The sequence below is a fragment of the Parvibaculum sp. genome (assembly GCF_049671045.1).
Taxonomy (GTDB): Bacteria; Pseudomonadota; Alphaproteobacteria; order Parvibaculales; family Parvibaculaceae; genus Parvibaculum.
Window position 1 is genome coordinate 20,426 of sequence record NZ_JBATUH010000051.1, and the last position, 19,950, is coordinate 40,375.

13 protein-coding genes are annotated in these 19,950 nt (G+C 61.5%); 8 read left to right on the plus strand and 5 right to left on the minus strand.

What is annotated here, in order from left to right; genetic code table 11:
• Nucleotides 1-58: 58 nt before the first annotated feature.
• From WBG82_RS06520 to WBG82_RS06530, 3 genes are read right to left on the minus strand one after another with little or no spacing between them, the layout of a single operon-like run.
• Nucleotides 59-466, minus strand: coding sequence for a hypothetical protein (locus WBG82_RS06520; RefSeq protein ID WP_424422852.1), 408 nt, complete (start codon nucleotides 464-466; stop codon nucleotides 59-61).
• Nucleotides 463-648, minus strand: a complete 186-nt coding sequence (locus WBG82_RS06525) for a hypothetical protein (RefSeq protein ID WP_424422854.1) — start codon at nucleotides 646-648, stop codon at nucleotides 463-465. The genes WBG82_RS06520 and WBG82_RS06525 overlap by 4 nt, the downstream gene beginning before the upstream one ends.
• A gap of 19 nt (nucleotides 649-667) precedes the next feature.
• Nucleotides 668-1,237, minus strand: coding sequence for a recombinase family protein (locus WBG82_RS06530; protein ID WP_424422857.1), 570 nt, complete (start codon nucleotides 1,235-1,237; stop codon nucleotides 668-670).
• 98 nt (nucleotides 1,238-1,335) lie between these two features.
• Between WBG82_RS06530 and WBG82_RS06535 the strand changes: the two genes are divergently transcribed.
• From WBG82_RS06535 to WBG82_RS06550, 4 genes are all read left to right on the plus strand, one after another.
• The gene (locus WBG82_RS06535) at nucleotides 1,336-2,649 is read left to right on the plus strand and encodes a hypothetical protein (protein ID WP_424422859.1); all 1,314 of its coding nucleotides are present in this window, start codon (nucleotides 1,336-1,338) and stop codon (nucleotides 2,647-2,649) included.
• Nucleotides 2,630-2,920, plus strand: coding sequence for a DUF6127 family protein (locus WBG82_RS06540; protein WP_424422862.1), 291 nt, complete (start codon nucleotides 2,630-2,632; stop codon nucleotides 2,918-2,920). Before WBG82_RS06535 ends, WBG82_RS06540 begins: the two co-directional genes overlap by 20 nt.
• 73 nt (nucleotides 2,921-2,993) lie before the next feature.
• Nucleotides 2,994-3,668 carry a YcbK family protein gene (locus tag WBG82_RS06545; protein ID WP_424422865.1) on the plus strand — a complete coding sequence of 225 codons (675 nt, stop codon included), beginning with the start codon at nucleotides 2,994-2,996 and terminating at the stop codon, nucleotides 3,666-3,668.
• A 162-nt stretch (nucleotides 3,669-3,830) separates the two neighbouring features.
• The gene (locus WBG82_RS06550) at nucleotides 3,831-4,100 is read left to right on the plus strand and encodes a hypothetical protein (protein WP_424422867.1); all 270 of its coding nucleotides are present in this window, start codon (nucleotides 3,831-3,833) and stop codon (nucleotides 4,098-4,100) included.
• Here the strand turns inward: WBG82_RS06550 and WBG82_RS06555 are convergent.
• On the minus strand, nucleotides 4,095-7,709 hold the full coding sequence (locus WBG82_RS06555) for an AAA family ATPase (protein WP_424422870.1): 3,615 nt from the start codon (nucleotides 7,707-7,709) through the stop codon (nucleotides 4,095-4,097). The genes WBG82_RS06550 and WBG82_RS06555 overlap by 6 nt on opposite strands.
• 348 nt (nucleotides 7,710-8,057) lie before the next feature.
• On the opposite strand from WBG82_RS06555, the gene WBG82_RS06560 reads away from it, so the two are divergent.
• The 4 genes from WBG82_RS06560 to WBG82_RS06575 all read left to right on the plus strand — a co-directional run bounded on the left by WBG82_RS06560 (nucleotide 8,058) and on the right by WBG82_RS06575 (nucleotide 18,568).
• Nucleotides 8,058-8,258 carry a CopG family transcriptional regulator gene (locus WBG82_RS06560; protein ID WP_424422873.1) on the plus strand — a complete coding sequence of 67 codons (201 nt, stop codon included), beginning with the start codon at nucleotides 8,058-8,060 and terminating at the stop codon, nucleotides 8,256-8,258.
• Nucleotides 8,259-8,381: 123 nt separating this feature from the next.
• Nucleotides 8,382-14,861: a sacsin N-terminal ATP-binding-like domain-containing protein gene (locus tag WBG82_RS06565; protein ID WP_424422875.1), complete on the plus strand. Its 6,480-nt coding sequence runs from the start codon at nucleotides 8,382-8,384 to the stop codon at nucleotides 14,859-14,861.
• Between the two features lie 27 nt (nucleotides 14,862-14,888).
• Nucleotides 14,889-15,902, plus strand: coding sequence for a hypothetical protein (locus WBG82_RS06570; protein ID WP_424422877.1), 1,014 nt, complete (start codon nucleotides 14,889-14,891; stop codon nucleotides 15,900-15,902).
• Nucleotides 15,899-18,568 carry a DEAD/DEAH box helicase gene (locus tag WBG82_RS06575; protein ID WP_424422879.1) on the plus strand — a complete coding sequence of 890 codons (2,670 nt, stop codon included), beginning with the start codon at nucleotides 15,899-15,901 and terminating at the stop codon, nucleotides 18,566-18,568. Before WBG82_RS06570 ends, WBG82_RS06575 begins: the two co-directional genes overlap by 4 nt.
• Nucleotides 18,569-18,750: 182 nt before the next feature.
• On the opposite strand, the gene WBG82_RS06580 is transcribed toward WBG82_RS06575, so the two are convergent.
• Nucleotides 18,751-19,725, minus strand: coding sequence for an arsenic resistance protein (locus tag WBG82_RS06580; protein WP_424422882.1), 975 nt, complete (start codon nucleotides 19,723-19,725; stop codon nucleotides 18,751-18,753).
• Nucleotides 19,726-19,950: the final 225 nt, after the last annotated feature.

The window sequence follows — 19,950 nt, forward strand, 5'->3', positions numbered from 1 at the left end:
GGCAAAGAATGCCAGACATTGCCGGGGGGCGCCAGAGAAAGTGGCTTCGAGGAGGGAATTATCGGTCGAGGATGTGCTGCCGCTGTGCCATCCACTCGCTGGGGAAGGGCCTCAGTAGTGCGTCCAATTGAAGGCCGGCCGGCTGCCTTCCGTCGAGAATCGCCTCGACGATGTCCGGGGCCAGTAGCGTCAGGCGCAGAACCCGGCATAGATAGGACTGGTTGATCTTCTCCGCTTCGGCCAGCTCGGTAACCGAGGCGAATCGGCCGCTCTCCATGAGGCGCTTCCAGCGGTGGGCCCGGGCGATCGCCTTGACCATGGTGTTGTCGACGCGCGGGCGGGGCTGGCCCCAACACGCACCCTCGGGCGTCACCACGTGCTTGCGCCCGCCGCGCTTCCGGACGGTCAGGGGCACGCGGACCGTCAGCGTGCGCCCGGCATCGGTGGTGGTGGTGCCGGCTCTCATGCTGCCCTCCGCGGATCGTCGGCCATGCCTCCAAGCTCATGAACCAGACGAGCCAGCCCGTCGACACGGAGGCGGATATCGACGCCCTCCTGTCCGACCTCGACGCGCTCGACGAGGAGCTGGACGATGCGCGCCTGCTCGGCGGGGAACAGCTCGTCCCAGAGCGGGTCGAGCCCTTCCAAGGCTTCCCTGACCTCAACCTCAGAGAGACCATCTATCTCGGGTCGCGCCGACCGCCATGTGCCGACGATCACCTCCGGCGCGCGAAGGAGACCGCGCAGCTCGTCGACCCCCGCCCCCGATCTCGGCGGCGGGCACGCGCCCCACGGGGCAGGCATCGGCGCCGCGCTTCAGCACGCTCTGGCTGACATAGTAGCGGTAGAGCTTGTCGCCGCGCCGCGTGTGAGTGGGCGTCATGGCGCAGCCGGTCGGCCCGAAAATGAGGCCCTTCAGCAGGGCCGGGGTCGCGGCGCGTGTCCGGCCCGCGCGCACCCTTGGGCTCTCGCGCAGGATTCCGTGCACCTTGTCCCACAAAGCGCGCGTGATAATGGCTTCGTGCTCGCCGGGATAGGCCGTCCCCTTGTGCACGGCGTCACCGATATAAACCCGTTTGTTGAGCAGCTTGTAGAGGAAGCCCTTGTCGACGAGTCGTCCGCGCCGCGTCCGCACGCCCTCGGCCGCGAGCGCCCGGGCCAACACGGTCGCCGAACCCACCTCGACGAAGCGCTCGAAGATCATCCGGACCGTCGCGGCCTCGGCATCATTGATCACCAGCTTGCGGTCCCGTCGTCCCTGACCGTCGCCGTCTTCCAGATCAGCGCCGTCGCGGGCCGCGGCTTCCCGCGCACCGTCACTTTGGAGATCAACTGATGCCCAGCCCCAATCTGGCCGTGACCCATGTCGCGGCTGCCCAGAACCAGAAAGAGGTCACGATCAACGACGCGGTCGATGCCCTCGACAACGCCATGAATCAGGCACTGTCGGTGGCGATGGCCGACGCCAACCTGACACTGACTGGCACCCAAGCCAACGGGAACGGCCTGATCATCCTCACCGGCACGCTGACGGCGCCCCGGACCCTGACACTGCCCGCCAATCACCGGCGGCTCGCGATCCGAAATGCCACCAGCGGCGGCCAGGACGTCCGCGCCAAATATGCGGGCTCCGGTGCGGAGGTCGTCATCGTTCCGGGCGCGACGGTGCTGGTTCAGGGCAATGGCGGCGATCTCTACGGGGTCGGCGGCGGCGCTGGCGCGCTGGGTGATCTCACCGACGTCTCCATCGCCGGCGCCGCCAATGGCGACGTCCTCCAGTTCGATGGAGCCGCGTGGGGCGCCACAGGCGTCGGCATCTTCAACCGCGCCCTGCTGCCATTCCGGGGCGCGCTGCTGCGACGCTCGACCAATTTCAGCGTCGCGACGACCGGCGTCTACGTCGCCGTGCCCTGGCGAAGCGCTGAGTACGACAGCGACGCATTCTGGGATGCGGGCCAGCCCTCCCGCCTGACCATTCCCGCCGGAGTGACGAAGGTCCGGATCATCAGCAACATCGAGTGGCAGACCTCGCCGACCAGTCAGCTGGTCGAGGTGCGGAAGAACGGCAACAGCGTGCTGGGCGGCGGGTCCTTCATCGTGCGCGGCGACAGCGGCTACTCCAACCAGATGCGTAACCTGTCGAGCGCGGTTCTTCCGGTATCGGCGGGCGACTGGTTCGAGCTGGCCGTCTATGTCGGCACGGCCGGGGAGCTGCGTGGCCTCGAGCGCACGTGGCTTGCGATCGAGGTTGTCGAGACCGCGGATGCGGCCGATCCCCCGGCCGACATCAGCAGCTACAAGGCCGGGCAGCCGGCAGCGGACGAGGTGATCGCACGGGTCCCGGTGGCGCGACGCACCCGGCTGAAGGTCGATCTTGCGGGCAGCCATGCCAGCGCCGAGGCCGCAGCAACCGCCCAGACGGATTTCGACATCCGGGTCGACGGCGTGAGCACGGCCACCATGCGCTTCGCTGCCGCAGCCACGAGCGCCACCTTCATCGCCGCCAGCGAGACCGTGCTGGAGCCCGGCCAAGTGTTCACGGTGGTCGCGCCATCGACGCCCGACGCCACGCTCGCAGGAATTGGTTTTACGCTCGCCGGCTCGCTGGTTCTCTCTGCCGGGTTGCGTCATGGACAAGGAACCAGATAGCAGCGCGCTGATCGCGCTGCCGGCCGCCGAGTTTGAAGCCCTGCTGGAGCGGGCGGCCGCGACGGGTGCGCGGCGCGCCCTGCATGAGGTCGGTCTCGATGGCCAGGATGCCGCCGAGGACATCCGCGACCTTCGCTCGTTGCTCGCGGGTTTCCGCCTCGCGAAACAGACCGCCGTACAGACTGCCGTTCGCATCCTCACCACCGGCATCCTGCTCGCCCTCATGGCCGGCATCGCCATCAAGCTGAAGCTGTTCGGCCCGTCACCGTAAGTCTCAGCCACATCCGAAAATCCCGCCGCCCGCCCTCGCCGAGGAGCGGGTTTTTTGTGCCTGGAGACCACCCATGACCACGACCTTCTATAATCATTGGCGCGATGTGCCGACCGTACCCTGGCGCTGGAACAATTTCTCGCCCGCCGAGATCGCCTGCCGCGGCAGCGGTAGCTTGCGCATCCACGAGGAGGCGCTCGACAAGCTGCAAGCCCTACGCGACCGGCTGGGCAAGCCACTGATCGTCCGGTCGGCCTACCGCAGCCCGGCGCACAACCGCGCAGTCGGTGGCGCGCCGCTCTCCAAGCACCTCGATGGCACCGCCTTCGACATCGCCATGGCCAACCACGACCCGGTCGCCTTCGAGGAGGCGGCCCGCGCGGTCGGCTTCAAGGGCTTCGGCTTCTATCCGCGCTCCGGCTTCATGCACATCGATCTCGGGCCGGCGCGCGTGTGGGGCGAGCGCTTCCCGGTGCGTGAGGCGGCTTTCGCCATGGAGACGCCGCCCGCGCGCGAGGTGCTGGCCGAAAGCCGCACGTTGAAGGGCAGCGGTGCAGCCGGTGTTGCGACAGTGGGGGCGGCCGGCGTCGAGGTGGTGCAGAATGTCCTGGCCGAGACGCAGTCCGCTGTCCTGCCGCTCGTGCCCCACCTCGACACGCTCCGCTGGGTATTCATCGCCTTGGCCCTCGCTGGCATCGCGGTCGCGATCTACGCCCGCATCGATGACTGGAAGCGGGGGCAGCGATGATCGCCTCCCTGCTTGGCGCCATCGCCACCAGTGCATGGGCGCGGGCTACGCTGCGATATGGCGCCATTGCCCTCGCCCTTGTCCTGTTCCTGCTCGCATTCCGGCGCTCAGGCGAGCGCGCCGGACGGTTGGCAGAGCGCCTCGAAACCACGGAGAAGGTCAATGATGTCCATCGCCAGATGCTCCACGCGGCGGCTCGCCGTCCTCGTGATCGCGACGAGCTTGCTGAGCGGCTGCGCGACGGGCGGTTCTGAACCGAGGATCGTCACGGTCTGCCCACCGGTCGTGGAGTACAGCCGCGAGTTCCAGGCGCGCGCGGCCGAGGAATTCGGGGGTCTGCCAGAGCAATCGGCGATCGCCGAAATGCTCAGCGACTACGCCGTCATGCGGGAGCAGGCGCGGGCGTGCGGACAATGGCCGCATTCATTATAGTCCCAAGAGCGACCGCAGTTTCTGCTCAATGCCGGCGGAATCGATACCGTTCTCTTCGGTGGTCATCACCAGGATTCCCTCGTCGCCTTCCCCCTCATCTTCCGGCATCACCCCCTGGGAGCGATACCAATCCAGTTTCGCCAGCCACCGGCGGCGATAAGCTGGCTCAGACAGCAGCCCCAGATGTTCCAAGAAGACGCGCCGCCCAGTTTCTGCATCTTCAATCGTAAAGTCAGGATATCGGACGCTGCCGTCCCTCCCAGTGAAGGGTTGTTCGTAGGCGTAAGTAATGCCAAGGCCGTGAAGCAGATTGGCAATAATCACCTCCGATTTCGAGCGGACCAGCTCCCCCCGGGTAGTGCGATGAATGAGGCCTTCTTCGAGGAACGCCCCGACATACTCGACAGGCTTGGGATCGGAGAACAAATTTGTGAGGCGACGGGCGGTCTCGGAATGCTCGGATAAAGACAGCTTTAGGAGAGCCCGAAGGTCGCCCTGGTGGAATAGGACCACTTGTTCACGTTGGCGCGTCAACGCGGTGTAGAGCAGTTCACGTGACAGAAGACGGCAGGGATTTGGGATCACGATGAAGGTCATCCCGAATTCGCTGCCTTGGGCTTTGTGGATCGTCAACGCATAGGCGAGCTCCAAAGGCGCTTCGCCTTCATCGCCGAAATCACTACCTCCAAATCCAAACTTGAAGCCGAGCTGCGAAGAGAATTCGACATCAATCTTCCAAGGTAATTTCTTGCCCAACTTAGGGTTTTGTTCCCACTTTTTGGATTTGAATTGCCCTACGACAAGGCCAATCTCGCCGTTGGCCAAGTAGGCCTTTTCCACTCTTCGAAAGGCGTCATCAACGACGTCGTACCGCCTCGCATTGGCGACATTGATCACTTTGTCGCCATACAGCACCCCCTGTGCGCCCAACGGCTTGCAGGTCTTGCGCTCCCAATATTTGTCAGGCTCGGCCCAAGCACGCGCTTGGCGGCGGAAGGACTTCTGAAGCCATCGATTCAAGCCATCCACGCCGGTCTCGCCGGCCCGAACAGGCGAAAGAATCTGCCATGCCTCAACGTCGGCGCCTCCTCCACGACGGCTTTCGACGCCCGAGGCATCTTTCTCTGGGCGAGACGGGTTGAAGTAGACGACCTCATTGAATGGACGTCCGCCAAGGCTGATTTCGAAGGTGGCGTCGTCCCGCTCGTCGTCGAAGCCTTGCTTGTGCGAAATGCTGCGCGTCGCCGCCTTGATCTCGGCAAGAAGCTTTGCTTGGAGGTCGGTGTCGCCTTCCCAGCGAACAGCTCGAATGCCGATCGATTTGCCGCTGGCTAGACGATCCCAGGCTTCATCAGCACCGGGATCGGGAGCCTCTCCCCCGAACCACCTCGACAAGATGATGTCGTCGCGAGCCGCTGGCGGCTGCCCCACCGCTTCCGATTGCTCGGTCTGCCGGCGCACGATCTTGAGTTCCGCATACCCGGCCGTCACCTTGCGATCTGCGATGGCATGGTTGTCGTTTAGGTAGCGGACGATGTCGACAAAGGGGCGACCAGCGCCAATCGGTGGGAGCTGCCTCGGATCGCCCACCAAAATCAATCGCTCGACGGCCGTTGTCTCGATAGCATCAAGGGTTGCCGCCAATTGGTCCTCGGTCAGCATGGAGCACTCGTCGATAACGACAGTCTTGAAGCCGCGCTCGCGGTTCGCGTCATCGGTAACGCGGTAGGCCCCGGTCAGCGGGTCATAACGTCCAAGTGCCAACAAGAACTGCGCGAGTGTGTAGGCTTGCGCATTGTTGGCCCGCTTCTGCATCTGAACCCGCGCTTTGCCGGTCGGGGCGAGCAGGAGGACACCCCCGGCGGCAACCGACGGCAACGACAGGAGGGCCGTCAATAGGCTCGTTTTGCCCGTGCCCGCGGGCCCAATCAGAACCGAAAACCGGGAACGATAAATCTCCTCTAGGGCTTTGGCCTTTTCGAGGCGCGCAAGCTCTTCCGTCTCGGGGTCGCTCGCGTCGGCAAAAGGCGGAAGCTGCTGGTCGATGAGGGCTCGCCAATCATGCTCAGCAGCATGGCGTTTGCCTGCGAGGCGCCGTTTCACACGAGCCGAGATGAGGTCGCGCGACTCTGCATACTCCTGGAGCTGCCATGCGGGGGTGCCATCCGCCATACGGGCGACGGCGGTCCTCGCCTTCAAGAACGCGCCAAATGCCTCGATCCAGTCGGCACCGATTGCGCATTGGGGCGAGACGTCGAGGTCGCGGACGCGTTGCACGAGCCAAGACTGGGGAAGCAACGTATGCCCCTCGCCAGCTGCTCGATCGAGCGTGGTGATCATCAGTGCGCGGCCGCGACGGGGATCAATCGCCTCCGCACAGCGGGAGGGATCAGGTACGGGTGCCGCTGCAGCAACCGTCGCGTCGGGGAACAGTCCCCGATCAATCACTGCTGCAGAAATCGGATCGCTGCGTCCGCGGTCATCTTCGAAGCAAAGATACGGATTTGCCAGAATTTCTGCGTCGGAAGCTGTGATGGCTGCCCGCTTGCGTTCCTCGGTTACAAACCATCGGGTCGCCTGATCGGAAGTGATCTCGAATCTGGCGAGCAGCTTCAGCAGCGCCCGCCGTTCTGGTTTTAGGCTGTCCCAGAGTTTGGCCGACGTCGAACCAATTGTCGCTGCCAAATCGGGAGCAAGAAGTGTCGGCTCGTGAAGCACCTTCTCAACAAGCGGCCAAGGATCCCGCACCTCCTGAGATCCGTCAGCGTGCAGCTGTTGACCAATGGCGTGGGCGACCAGCGTGCCGTGAGTCAATCCGAACGCTGTTAGCGCTGAGCCAAGACCGGGAAAGGCACCTCGGAGGCGCCAAATTCGGTTGAGCTGAGTGTCAACCCAGCCCCGAGCGGCGGACCAGTTGCCAGGCACCACCTTTTCGAGCCGCTCCAATAGTGACGCGCAGGCGAGCAGAACCGTGATCGCCTGGTCATGTGTCACATGCTCAGTGCCCATCGAAAACGCGTCCCAGTGTTCCTGGGGCGCGTGGAGCACAAGACTCGACAAATCAATACTCGGGTCTTTTGCGGCTAGGTCAATCAGGTCGTGGTAGGGAAGGAGAAAGCCGTCCTTGATCTCCGGCCGGATCGAGTGATGCAGATTGCGCTCCCACAGTACGCAGCGCATGGCATCCGACGGCGCGCCCTTCTCGTAGATGTATTCGACGGAAGGGTCGACCTTGAGAACTCGACCTACGCCGACGATGACTCGCCGTCCGTCATCCGTCAGCGGAGTGCGCTTGGCGTAGAAGAAGACAAGAGACTCCTCCGGTGTGATGGCACCGAAGAACGTATCGAGCATTGCCAGCTGGTTCCGGCGTTCCTGAACCCAGAGTTTATCGAATTCGAGATCGGGCTCGAGTTCGGGTCGGAAGTCGATCTTGTAGGCCTTGGCCCGGTCAGGGATGCCGTCGTCCGAATTCTTCATCATCCAGGCGAAAGGAACAGCCGCAGCCGAAAAGGCCACATGGTGGAAGTAGCCTTCCCGGAAATGTTTGTATCTGGGGTCATGGCTATAGGGGTGGCGGACCCTCCGGGCATAACCGAAGGGCGCCATGAATGCTCCGCGTTCGGCGGCGCATGCCGGTAGCCGAGCGCCGTCGGGATCCCAAGCGGTCCCAGCGAGACTCGTCTCGAAATCGTCGTCCTTGGTTTCTGCCACTCTAGGCAGGATTAGGCAGGATGTGTTTCCCCGCGGATTGGCGCAGATCTTCCCCGCCCAACGGCTGTCATGCCATGGGACGCGAACGGACACGTGCATGGTCGGTAGCTGTCTCGCACCTCTAATCATCCCGTCGATCTCCCCCAGCGCCAGCTTTTTGGAACTTCTACCCGTTCAGATATGATAGTGACATAAGTGGTGCATTTTGCATATGATGCGAAAACCATAGCGGGAGGCCGGGCCGTGGCGTCCAGGTCCAGCAAGAAAGAGTTCCGAACATCGGTCATTCTGACCGAAACGCAATTCAAGCAGGTGCGGGAGCTAGCACGCGAGCATGATGTCTCCATCGCATGGGTATTGCGCCAGGCTGTAGACCGCTATCTGGCGATACAAGGCTCCAAGGGGAGAGATGCGGTCGAACAAGCGCCGGGGGCGAGCGAATAGGCCGACTATTCTGTGGGGGAGGCATGGAGCGGGAAAACGGCACAAACGGCGGATACAGCGTCGATCTCCGGCCAATGAACTGGGTGGCTGCCTCGGCCGCGCGGGTGACGGCGGGTTACCCTGATGCCTGATTTTCGCGTCTCCCCGATCTCGATCGTCAATCAGATCAAGAGCAATCTGCAGGATCGGTACGACTCGGGCTACCCCGTTCTCAAAGAGCTGCTCCAGAATGCGGACGACGCGGGAGCCAGCCGCTTCTGGCTTGACGGACTGGTGGGGTGGCCAACAGCATCCAATCCGTTGCTGCGGGGTCCAGGATTGCTGGTCGCCAATGACGGGGTTTTCCGTGGAGAGGATGAGCGCGGAATCACCTCATTCGGGGAGAGCAGTAAGGCCACGGACAGCGCTGCTATTGGAAAATTCGGCTTCGGCCAGAAGGCCGTCTTTCATCTCTGCGACGCGTTCGTTGTCTATGCACATGGAGGTGACCATTCCTTCAGTACGGTGGTGAACCCATTCCTCGGTGTCGAGGTCAACGGAAACATCAGCCGTAACTGGGAACCAGGCGGCGAAGGTCTCGATCCCGCTGATCTGGAGTTACTCAGGCGCGCGGTTGCTTCAGATCTCCCCGATCGTCACCTCATTCTCTGGCTCCCGTTTCGCCGGTACGAGATACAACCTGCCCCAGGAGTCGGCTTCTCCAGCAACATCCCATCGATTTCGGGAACAATCAGGGATCTCAACAGACCCGATGATCTGCGCGTTCTTCTAACCGCGCTTCGCCATCTGAAGTCGATTGAGATACGAGAAAGGGGCGAGTCCCGCTGTGCCCTCGAACTCGATGACACACAAGGCCGCCTGCTCGGACCCAGCCGTTTGAGTAACGGTGTGCGATCCTTCGGCGGTGCAATCCGAGCCGTGGGAGACGGCCCAACGGCGCCATTTGTCGGGCGTGAGGGGATGATCCTGGATGGCCGCCTCGCCAACCTGAAACTTACATCGCACTGGCCGCAATCCATCAGCGTCCTCAGCCCAAGACCCGAACCGGAAAAGGGCGAACCACACGGGGCCGCGACACTCATTCGCGTTCCTTGGAACGCGCCCGATCGATCCGAAGCTGGGCAGCTGCGTATTTCCTGGGCCGTGTTCCTGCCGATCTCCGATGCCTCCGACGTTTCCATTCCGGTGGACGGGGGCGCGCTCGCCCGGTTCCATCTGTTGCTGCACGGCTATTTCTTCCTGGATAGCGGTCGACGCCGCATTGAGGGCTTGGATACTCCCGCGGAACATGGTGACCCTGCCGACGCTTCGGCGTTGCGTCGTGCGTGGAACGCCGAGCTTCGCGACTCCGTCGTGCTTCCTCTCCTACCGACTCTGCTCAGAGACGCGCTCGATTCCGCGATCGTGACATCAGCGGAACTCGGGCAACTCGTCTCCGCGCTCGCAAGGCATGAATGGTTTCGGGAAAATCGGAAGGCCATCTGCCGCGAAAGTGCCTTGGCGCGGTTGTTCGAACCATCGGGCGGCATCGTCTGGCGTACTGTTTCGTCGGGAGAAGCTCTGCGTCCACTCCCTGCATCGGTGGCCGATGCTCCCCGACGGATCGAAGAACTGTTCGGCTCCATTAGTGCGTGGGCTGAGGCGAGCAATGTGCGGCTCATCGTAGACGACAGTGCCGCGCTCAGTGCCGAGCCGTTACGCTGGGCCGCTGCGGAATTGGACTCGTTATTCTCCGGGTTGTCACCTCGCGCGTTCCAGTCACGCGATCTCGCGCGGCTTCTTGTCGATTTCCTCGACGCAGTGACACCTGGCGACGCTGAAAGTTCAGCTTTCGGACCGCACCTAGTTGCGGCTTTGCGCATGGCGATGAAAGAAACGCCGGCGCTTGCATCGTCCGAACTCATCAAGTCGATCCTCGCTCGTGTGCCGCCCGCCGCGCTGTTTCCGCTGCCGACATCCGTCGAAAACCGGCAAGTCCTCCGTGCGCTGGCATCCGCATCAAGTGATATCCTGCCGGTCCGCAGCGAGTGGCTCGACGATGGTCGACGCCCACCCCAGTTATCCAACTCTGACCTCAAGGCGCTGCTCGAGGCGCTCGAACCGCTGATTGACGGCGACTATGCGGATCAAGCAGCGACAGCTGCGTTAGCGCTGCTCGCTCGGACGGAGCGGAGTGTCTCCGAGCTGGCGCGCGACCCTGAGTTCGCGTCCGTAAGGGTTCTCCGGGCGCGGGATATCCGCATCGCCGGCCCGGTCGCCCTGTCGCTCCAGACTCTCGTCGAGCGATCCCAGCAGGGCCTTCTGTTTACATCCTCGCCTCAGGCCAACTCACTGCTGCCGCTTCTAGCGAACGCCTTGCCGGATGCAGCCCCGCTGATCGTGGAGGGAAAGACGGGGGAGTTCCTCCGGGACATCTCCAATTCTGTCCTTAGGCTCCACAGCGCCGGAAATGACTCAATTCTTGAGCTTGTCAAAAACGCGTGGCGCTTCGGAACTACAGAGGCTAGACGCAGACTACTGGAGAGATTGAGGCCCACCGACAATGACGACCGAGCCGCCCTTCGACACCTGTGTGTGGGTGAGCACGGAGCTGGAGATACCGGCGCCACGCTCCATTTGCTTGAAGGAGTGCCGAAAGGATTGGAGCGAGTTGTCGAGGCAATTCTGCACTCTACCGCAAACGCCTACCTGGTTCCTATCGAGATAGCCGACGAGCTCCCGCCCAGGCTGAGACAGCATATCGGGATCAAGGCACTGGATACGCCGGGATTAGAGGCGTTGCTCGAACAAGATACGAGTGCAATCGCCTGTGCTCAGCCAACGCCCACAGAATGTGAAGCGTTCTTGCTGACGCAGCTCTCAGACCAGTTGTTGCGTCGTCTGCCTATTCACGCTCGATCCGATGGGAAAATAGGCAGCGCTGAGGGTGTGTTTCGTGAGGCCATTTGGCCGATCCCCGGAGTATTGAGACCGCATGTCCACACGATCTGGCCTTGTAACAGCAAGCAGGCTCGCCAACGGCAGAACCAACTCATTGAGGCATGGTCGCCGCAAAGTCAGATCAGGATCGCGCTGGCTCAGCCTGAGCCGCACCGTTTCTGCAGCGAGATACTCAATGCCCTGGCCGAGTTGGATTCCCCGCCAGACGGGAATTTGCGCGAAGAGCTTAGCGCCCAGCCGTGGCTCCTTGCGGACCAACAGCAATTCAGGCCTCAGGATGTGCTCGCTCTCCCTTCAACAGTCGACGAAGCGGCGCGAGCGCTCCTTCTTAAGCACGGAGAAACGCCTCCTTTTCTTCCTGTAGCCAAACTGGCCATCGCGGTGCGCGAGCATCGGGGGTTCCCCTACCTAGAAAAGTGGATTCTGCCGAACAGACGCTCGTCCTTTGAGGCGCTCGCGTTGATGATCGAGGACGCGAGGGTCATTGGACGCCTCGGACCGGCCGACGATTATCCGATCGACGATTTCACGACCCTTGCCAACGCCGGCAGCAGCCTCGAATTGCCGGGCTGGCCTCTGCTTGCGGCGGTTCTGACATCTGTCGGGGATAGTCGTGAGGACGCCACGAAGACGCTCGCGGCGTTCACGGGTCTCGACTCCACCAATCCAAGACTGGCGGGAGCCCATCTCGACTGTCTGGCGGCGCTCGCAGCGGAACAAGGGCGAAAAGGAGAGGCCGCGCGTCGAGCGTATCGGCATGCATTTAGTGTCGTCGCAGGATGGCCAGAGAGTGCGCGGCGTGAAGTATTCGGTCGAACCCGGGTCCCCACAGAGGCCGGAACCTGGCGCAGCGGCCGAGAGGTAGTTCAAGACGGGGACGGTCTCGACCCTACACATGTGTTGGCGCGAGATTTCGCATCCATGTTCAACGAAGAAGGACCGCAGCATACGAAGATTGCCAACGCTGAAGATGTCCCCCTGGATCCTTTCGCCGCCAGTCCTCGCCGGGGAGAGATCAAGGACGTCGACCTCGCCGCATTGGAAGCCCAGTCTGCAGATCAGCAGCGATCGTTTCTCGGCGCCTGGAAGGGACATATCCCGTCTGACCTGGTGATCGTATATCTCGGGCTCATTGGCCGAGGCGAACTCTTCCGACACCTTGCGCGAGAGTGGGCGACCGACGCGACAGCCGAGGTCGACACCCTTTGGGCCGATCTCGACAACCACTTTCCGAAGGAAGTCCTTTACCCGAATCCGCTGGCGGCTGAAGTCGATCAACGACGTTTCCTCGTCGAGCCGATCGCCGGCGAGCGCGTACAAGCCATTGCACTGTCGGGCGACGAGTTTGAAGCGCTACTGGGCGGTCCCGACAAAGGAATCCTCATCGGGAACCTGCATAGAACCAGCGAGGGCATTCGGGATGCTGGCGGCAAAGTGCGATCACTGATCACGCTGCCGATCCGGCCGACCGATCCGAGCGGATACAGTCAAAGGGAAGCCAGTAGGATCTTCCGCCGGTTCGTCGAGACGATCGCAGCGGACTGCCTATGGCTCAATATGGAAGGCCAGCGGGCAGCATTGCAAGGAATGCTGGACAAGGCGGTTGAGGTCGATCAATCGACGATTGAAGAAACCGAACGCCTCCTCCGGGACCGGTTGCCCACAATACTCGCCGAACTGAAGCTTCCCACCGAGTACCGGTCGCAGAAAGCGCTTCGCGAGTATCAGGCCGAGGAAAGCCGCCTTCATCATCTTTCCGCGCCGGCGCATAAGATGGAGGAGCTGAAGGCAGAGCTTTGGCGAAAGGTGTCCGATAACGATCTGGCGACCGAACTGTTATCAGCCGTTCGCAGCAAGATTGAAGACTTCGGATATTCGGCGAGCCGGGTTCTTTTCGAGCTTTTCCAAAATGCCGACGACGCCTACCGACAGCACGAAGGAGCTGCAACGGATGCATGCTTTCGGGTCGAGCTGCCGTCGAACGGTTCAGACGGGTTTCGGGTCGTCCATTGGGGACGCCCGATCAATCATCTGGGGCGCGACGCTGATGAGGGGCGCCGACTCGGTCACGACCGTGACTTGCTCAACATGCTTCTGATGAGCTTTTCGGAGAAGCGCCCCGGAGATGATCTGACCGGCAAATTTGGCCTGGGCTTTAAGAGTGCCCATGCGCTGTCGGACAATGTCGGCATAGCAAGCGGATTCATAGCATTGCGCACGGTTGGCGGCTTTCTGCCCACACCGTGGCCGGGTGGTATTGAGGTTGGAGAGGATCGAAAGAGCCTGAACGGCCGAAAGGCTACCGTCATTGAAGTTCCGTTTTCGGCAGAGACCGCCGAGAAAGGCGCCGAAGCTATTTCCGCATTCAGGGCTGCCATGATCTGGTTGCCTGCGTTTACGCGTACCATCCGACGTGTCGAGATTGAGGGTGATGCGTCGGAGAGCGTCGATTGCACCTTCTCACCGCTCCTCAACAATACGGCAATCTCCCTCGTGTCCGTTTCTGGCCGGAACAGGGAGCGAGCGGTACGGTTCCGTCTTTCCGACGGATATAGCCTCCTGCTCCGCATCGACGCTGCTGGTCCCAGCCCATTTCCCGGTGGCCTAAGGAACCTATGGAATCTCGCTCCACTTGAAGAGGAGCTCCGCTCCGGGTGGTTGCTCAACGGACCTTTCGCGGTCGATCCCGGGCGAACAGGGCTGGCCGGCTCGATTGTCGATCGGCAGCAGAAATTCCGAGAGCTGGGGGCGGCGCTCGGAGACCGCCTTGTGGGGTTGCACGATCTCGTGGATTCCGACTGGCCGGCTCTCGCAGAAAGCCTGGACCTCGATGCGTCAACGCAAATAGCGAGAGATATCTTTTGGTCCCGCTTGTTCGATGTTTTTGCGCCGGATCTCGACGACGACCTTGCCCGACATCTGCATATCGACGGCCGAGGATACGGGCGTCTCGCCGGGCAACGCCCAGTCGTGCCTACCGGCTTGCCGACTCCTTTCGCTTCTCTAATCCGAGCACCGGAAGCAGACCATTACACGGATGGCGCGTTGTCTGACCCCACTGTGCTTGCGAAGGTTCGAGACTGGCCCGCGCTTGCAGGCTTGCGAAATCGGGTCATCGCATCAGAGATAGCTGGCCAACTGAGAAAGCTGGGCTTCGGAAATGCCCGTCCGCTTCGCTTCTCGAGCCTCCTTCGTCGCCAGATTGGCGAAGGAAAGCGTATCGATCCGGATTTGGCCGTGGCCCTTGGACGCACTGTTACGCCCCATGCTGTTCGGGAATCGCCCCTCGACAATGAGCTCAGCGAGATTCTCGATATCGCCAGGCACGGGTTGTTCCTTGCACAGGACGGAGCTTGGCGGGTGGCGCAGCTTCCTCATCCTGATGCAGCGGACGATAGCGAAGAGCGCAGATTGTGTGGGTTTGCGCCTGCAACGCATATGCTCGACGAGCGATACAGCGGCCCGGCACTCGAGTTCTTTCGGGTCGCCCGCGAACGATCCGGCTTCGGCGCGCAAGTGCGCGACCTCGCGTTGTGGGCCTCGGAGATTTTTGCCGAGGATAATGCACGTCAGGCGGCAGCGCTCAGATACATCATCGAAGGCCGCCAGGGTCGAGAATTAGGTGTTGAGATTGGTCGTCACCGACCGAGTTGGCTGCCTTGACCTGCTTCGCGGCTGCGGGCCAGTCAGTTGCTGTCGAACTGGACCGAGAAGGAAAAAGACGATCTGCTCTACGCCCTTCAAGGACGCGCAGCATTCGAGCCTCCGCAAATCGTCTCGCCACCGCAACCCGAACCCAAAACGGTTCTTCGCGCCATCCATGAGTGGTGGAGCTCCGAGGGAGCTAATCTTCGGGCCTCGTATTCGCGCCGAACCTATCCGGACTTGCTCTCACCGTCTCAGCTACGAGAGGCAACCGATCGGGTGACGTGGTTCACCATGTTCGCGCTTGGCTGTTTTCACTCATTCGGCCGGACGCAGGACGGGCAGCACAGGAGCTTCATCGAGGCTGGTCATCGAGAAGGCTGGTGGCCGGAACTCGCTGAGTCGCGCCCGCCCGACGACGTCCAATCGTGGCTTGACCGGCTAGAGCGTTGGAGTGCGCCGGAACAATTCGACCAGCGATTCTTACCGTGGCGCAGGGCATTTGTTGATCTGTATACGATCGGCCGGTGGCTCGACGAATATCGAGAGATCACGCTAAAGCTCCCCCGCATTATCGAGGACCATGGGGTCATCTCACTAAACGGCGCACTGCAACCGAGCTACTGGGCACCAGCCATGCGCCTCTGCATCGATGCCGCGCCAATCAACCGTTCCCTTGGAATCGGCATGAACTGGATGATTCGTGAGATGCTCCGCCACGGCGCGTACGATTCGCGCGATAGCAACCTTATGGCTCCCTACAGTTGGGCACCCTCTCTGCGCGTCCGCGACCTGTTGAACGAGCTTGGCGCCGACGTCGGTGAAACAGCGGACAAAGAAGCGAGCAGGACGATCTACGAGTTCATTGTAGAACAGATCGGCGCTGATAGCGCTCGCTTCAACGGCGACTTCGACCTTCCCCTCCAACTAATCACCCGTGATGAGCATCGGGCGGCCTTGGATGAATGCTTTGGAGCAGCCGGCCGCGATGCTCCGGATTTCGCAGAAGCCGAAGAGCATGCAGAAGACACACCTGCATTTGAGGTGGCAGGACGATGACAGCAGCAAGACGATTTGAGGCAGGCACTCCTGTTCACCATCCGCGCCATGGAAACGGGCGCGTGGTAGTGGACATGGGTGCCACGTCGATCGTGCGGTTCGGCGGAGCGGTTGAACAAGTCCTCGTAGCCGAGATCATCGAGATCGCTTCACTAAGTTCAGCGCTTCGAAGTGGCTCGCTTAGTGATCCCGCCGACGCAATCATTAGGGCACAGGCGCTCGCCATTGGGTCGGTTAATGATCAGTGGGGGGTGTTCTCGAGGTCCCGCGTGCAGCTGTTGCCTCACCAGTTATGGGTTTGCCGGAAGGTCAATCAGGAGTGGCCCTTCCGATGGCTGGTCGCAGACGATGTGGGGCTCGGAAAGACGATCGAGTGCGGCCTGGTTCTTATGCCTTTGATCGCCTCCGGGCGAGTGCGCAGGGTGCTCATACTCGCCCCTGCAAAGCTCGTTCCGCAGTGGCAGTTCCGCCTCAAGGATATGTTCGATATCCGACTCCAGCGTTACGTGACGGAGGCAGACACGCAGCGCGGGGATTTTTGGGCGACCGCCTCAATGGTGGTCGCTTCCTTCCACACACTGAGGGACGACCGCCGCGGCGCTCGCCAAAGACTCCTCGACGCGGACTCATGGGATTTGGTCATCGTTGATGAGGCTCATCACCTGAGCGTCGATGACCGAGCCGGAGAAACGCTTGCCTATAGCCTCGTCTCAGACCTTGAGGAGCGGGGCAAGATCAACTCTCTACTGTTCTTCACGGGAACTCCACATCGTGGCAAGGACTACGGATTTTTCGGCCTAATGCATCTGGTGCGGCCGGACCTCTTCGATCCGGATGGCGACAAGATTGAGCAGCTCTCTCATCTGCCGAAGGTGATGATCCGTAACAACAAGGCGACCGTCACAGACCTACAAGGTCAGAAGCTTTTCAAGCCGGTCAATGTGTGCAGTCGTGAGTACGGATACAACGCGGACGAAGCGCAATTCTACCGAACACTAAGCGAGTTCATTCTCGATGGTCGTGCGTATGCCGCAACTCTGGATGGCCGTGCGCAGACTGCTCGGATGCTTGTTCTGGTCACCCTTCAGAAGCTAGCGGCCAGCTCGATAGCTGCAATTCGAAACGCGCTTCAAAGGCGGCGGTTGATGCTGGCGGAGGCCCTGGAACGTTCGAATGGCGCCCCAACAATCGCGCTGCCCGACGATGAGCAGACGACGTTAGACGATTTGGCCGAAGCGGAAGAGGCACTCCCTACTTCCGCAGCGGTCATGCTAATGGAAGGTGAAATACAACGGTTGGATGAACTGATCGCTCTCAGTCAAGGCGTCGCCAAAGAAACGAAGATCGAGCGACTGCTTGAGATGATTGGCGAGGATTTTACTCCCGGCGAACCAATTTTGCTGTTCACAGAGTACAAGGCGACTCAAGCACTGGTCGTGAACGCCCTTCACCGCAAGTTCGGTTTCGGCTCGGCCACATTCATCAACGGTGATGAGAGGCTTGATGGGCTGGAGCAGGCCCCAGAGGTAATCAAGACCATCACCCAGCCGCGTGAGCACGCCGCGGACGCTTTCAACGCCGGAAAGGTGCGCTTTCTTGTATCGACGGAGGCGGGTGGCGAAGGCATCGACCTTCAGGAACGCTGTGCCGTGCTGGTTCACGTCGATATGCCGTGGAACCCGATGCGCCTTCACCAACGGGTTGGGCGATTGTCTCGCTATGGGCAGACGCGACCGGTTTCGGTCTACATTCTGCGGAATCCCCAAACGGTTGAGGCTCGTATATGGGATCTTCTGAACGAGAAGCTTGAGCGAATTCAGCTGGCCCTTTCCTCGGTGATGGAGGAGCAGGAGGACATCTCTCAGCTGGTCATCGGGATGGCCGGGAATTCGCTTTTCAACGAACTGTTCTCCGGAGGCCAGGGACTCTCCAACGATCGCCTAGGGGCATGGTTTGATCAAGCGACTGCGACGCTCGGGGGGCGCGACGTCGTCGAGACGGTTCGCGAACTCCTTGGCAACGTTTCAAGGTTCGACTTTCAACAGGTGGGTAAGGACCTGCCGAAGGTGGATCTTCCAGATCTCGAACGATTCTTCACTCATACCGTCAGCCGCCACGGGCGCCGCATTTTCAGACGCGACGAGGGTTTGGAGATTAAGACTCCCGATGAGTGGAAAGCGCGCAGCTATGCGCTCCGAGACAAATATGAAGGGCTTGTATTCGACCGCAACCTCCGCGGGCCCAATGCGGCATCTCGTGTGCTAGGGGTCGGCCACCTACTCTTCGACATCGCTCTTGAAGAAGCCCGAAACCTTCCATCGAGCTTCGCCTGCGTCGACGGTCTTGTTGCTCCTTTGCTAGTCGTGACTGTTGAGGATGAGGTCACCGGGACGGGAGCGCTCGTCCATCGATTGATATTTGGCGTAACGGAGAAGGAGGGGAAGGCGGAAGTGCTTCGTGATTGGGAACTGCTTCAGGTGCTCAACGCACATTTGCCCAAGAGCTCTCCAGGTGGCGCAACTGTCGATCTGGATGCCGGTCCCACGGTTGAACGCCTAAAGAAGGCATTTGACGCCGATCTCTCCTTGCATGCGCCAACGCTTCACAGGCCTGTCTCCTGGTCTGAAATGTTACTGATCCCAAACTCGCAGCCGGCAAGTGGATAGCTCGCGACCAGGGCAGCTGCGGAGTAGCCTCGTGGTCGGACCAGAGAACGTTTGATTTCCGATCCTCTCCCTCCGCCACTACGCAGAAGCTCGCTGCGATACTCCGGGTTTTGCAGGGGGCCGTCCGCAAACCTGCGTCGCGCCTCACATTTCAAGGTAAAAGCGCCGTTCCCTGAACGAGACTATCGCGCGCCCTGAACAGGCGAAGGCGCGAGCAGCCTTGGCACGAGCCAGAGATAGGCAACCATCCCGAACAGTTCGACGAGCGATTGGAACACGATCACGACGGTTGCCGTCTGCCATTGGGGCAGAAGCGCAAGCGCGAGCGGCAGCATCACGAACGAATTGCGGGTCCCAAGGCTGAAGATGAGGGCTCGGGCGCTCTCCACGGCAAGATTCAGCACCCGGCCGAGGAACGCGCCGATGAGTGCCGCCAAAATCAGGAATGCGACGAAAACCCCCAGCACATGGCCAAGCACCGGCAGCGCCGCGAAAGCGGCCTGAACTTGCGACGCCGCGATCAGGAAAACCACCGTAGCGAGCAACGGGACCGGCAGCCACCCGATCTGCTCGACCAGCCTGCCTCCCTTGGGCGACCGTTCAGCCCAGTGCTCGGTAAGCCATGCGCCGAACAGCGGCAGAGCGATCAGCGTGACGAACGCAAGCGCGACGCGATCAGCCGCCAACAGTTCGAGGAACGCATTGCCCATGAAGAGCCAGAGGTAGATGGGCAGGAGCCCAAGCTGCACCAGCAGATTTACAGGAGTGGCCGCAATCGCCCGGCGCGCGTCGCCACCGCCGAGATGCGTAAAGGTGATGTACCAGTCGGTGCATGGCACGAGCAGAACGAGCAACACCCCGAGCCGGATAGCAGGATCGTCGGGCAGGAAGGCAAGCAGGCCCCACACCGCCAGCGGGATGAGGATGAAGTTGCCGACCAGGACAGCACCAATGAAACGCCTATCGCGAAAGGCGTCGGGCAGATGGGTCAGCGGCACCTGGGTGAATGTGGTGAAGAGCAGCAATCCGAGCAGCGGCCAGAGCACGGCCTCGAAGGGGGCGGAGACGCTTGGCGCGCTGCTTCCAAGCGCGAGCCCGGCGAGGATCGCGACCAGGTAAATCCAGACTTGATCGCGCTCCAATTGCTGCCGTGTCATGTGATCGACTTCACCGGCGCTGGCCCGAATGCAAACAGAATATCCTCGTCGCGGCGATCGTGCCGGATTCTGAGGGGTCAGGTTGTCTGTAGCACGCCAGTGCCGGAGTGAAGATCCTATAAACGGCACCACCTGGGTTTTCGCGCCCCTGCCGGACGATTCCGGCGGCATTATTGGGAGAGTTGGTCGCAGGGCACTCTCCCCGCGCCTGCCCTCCGGTCAACG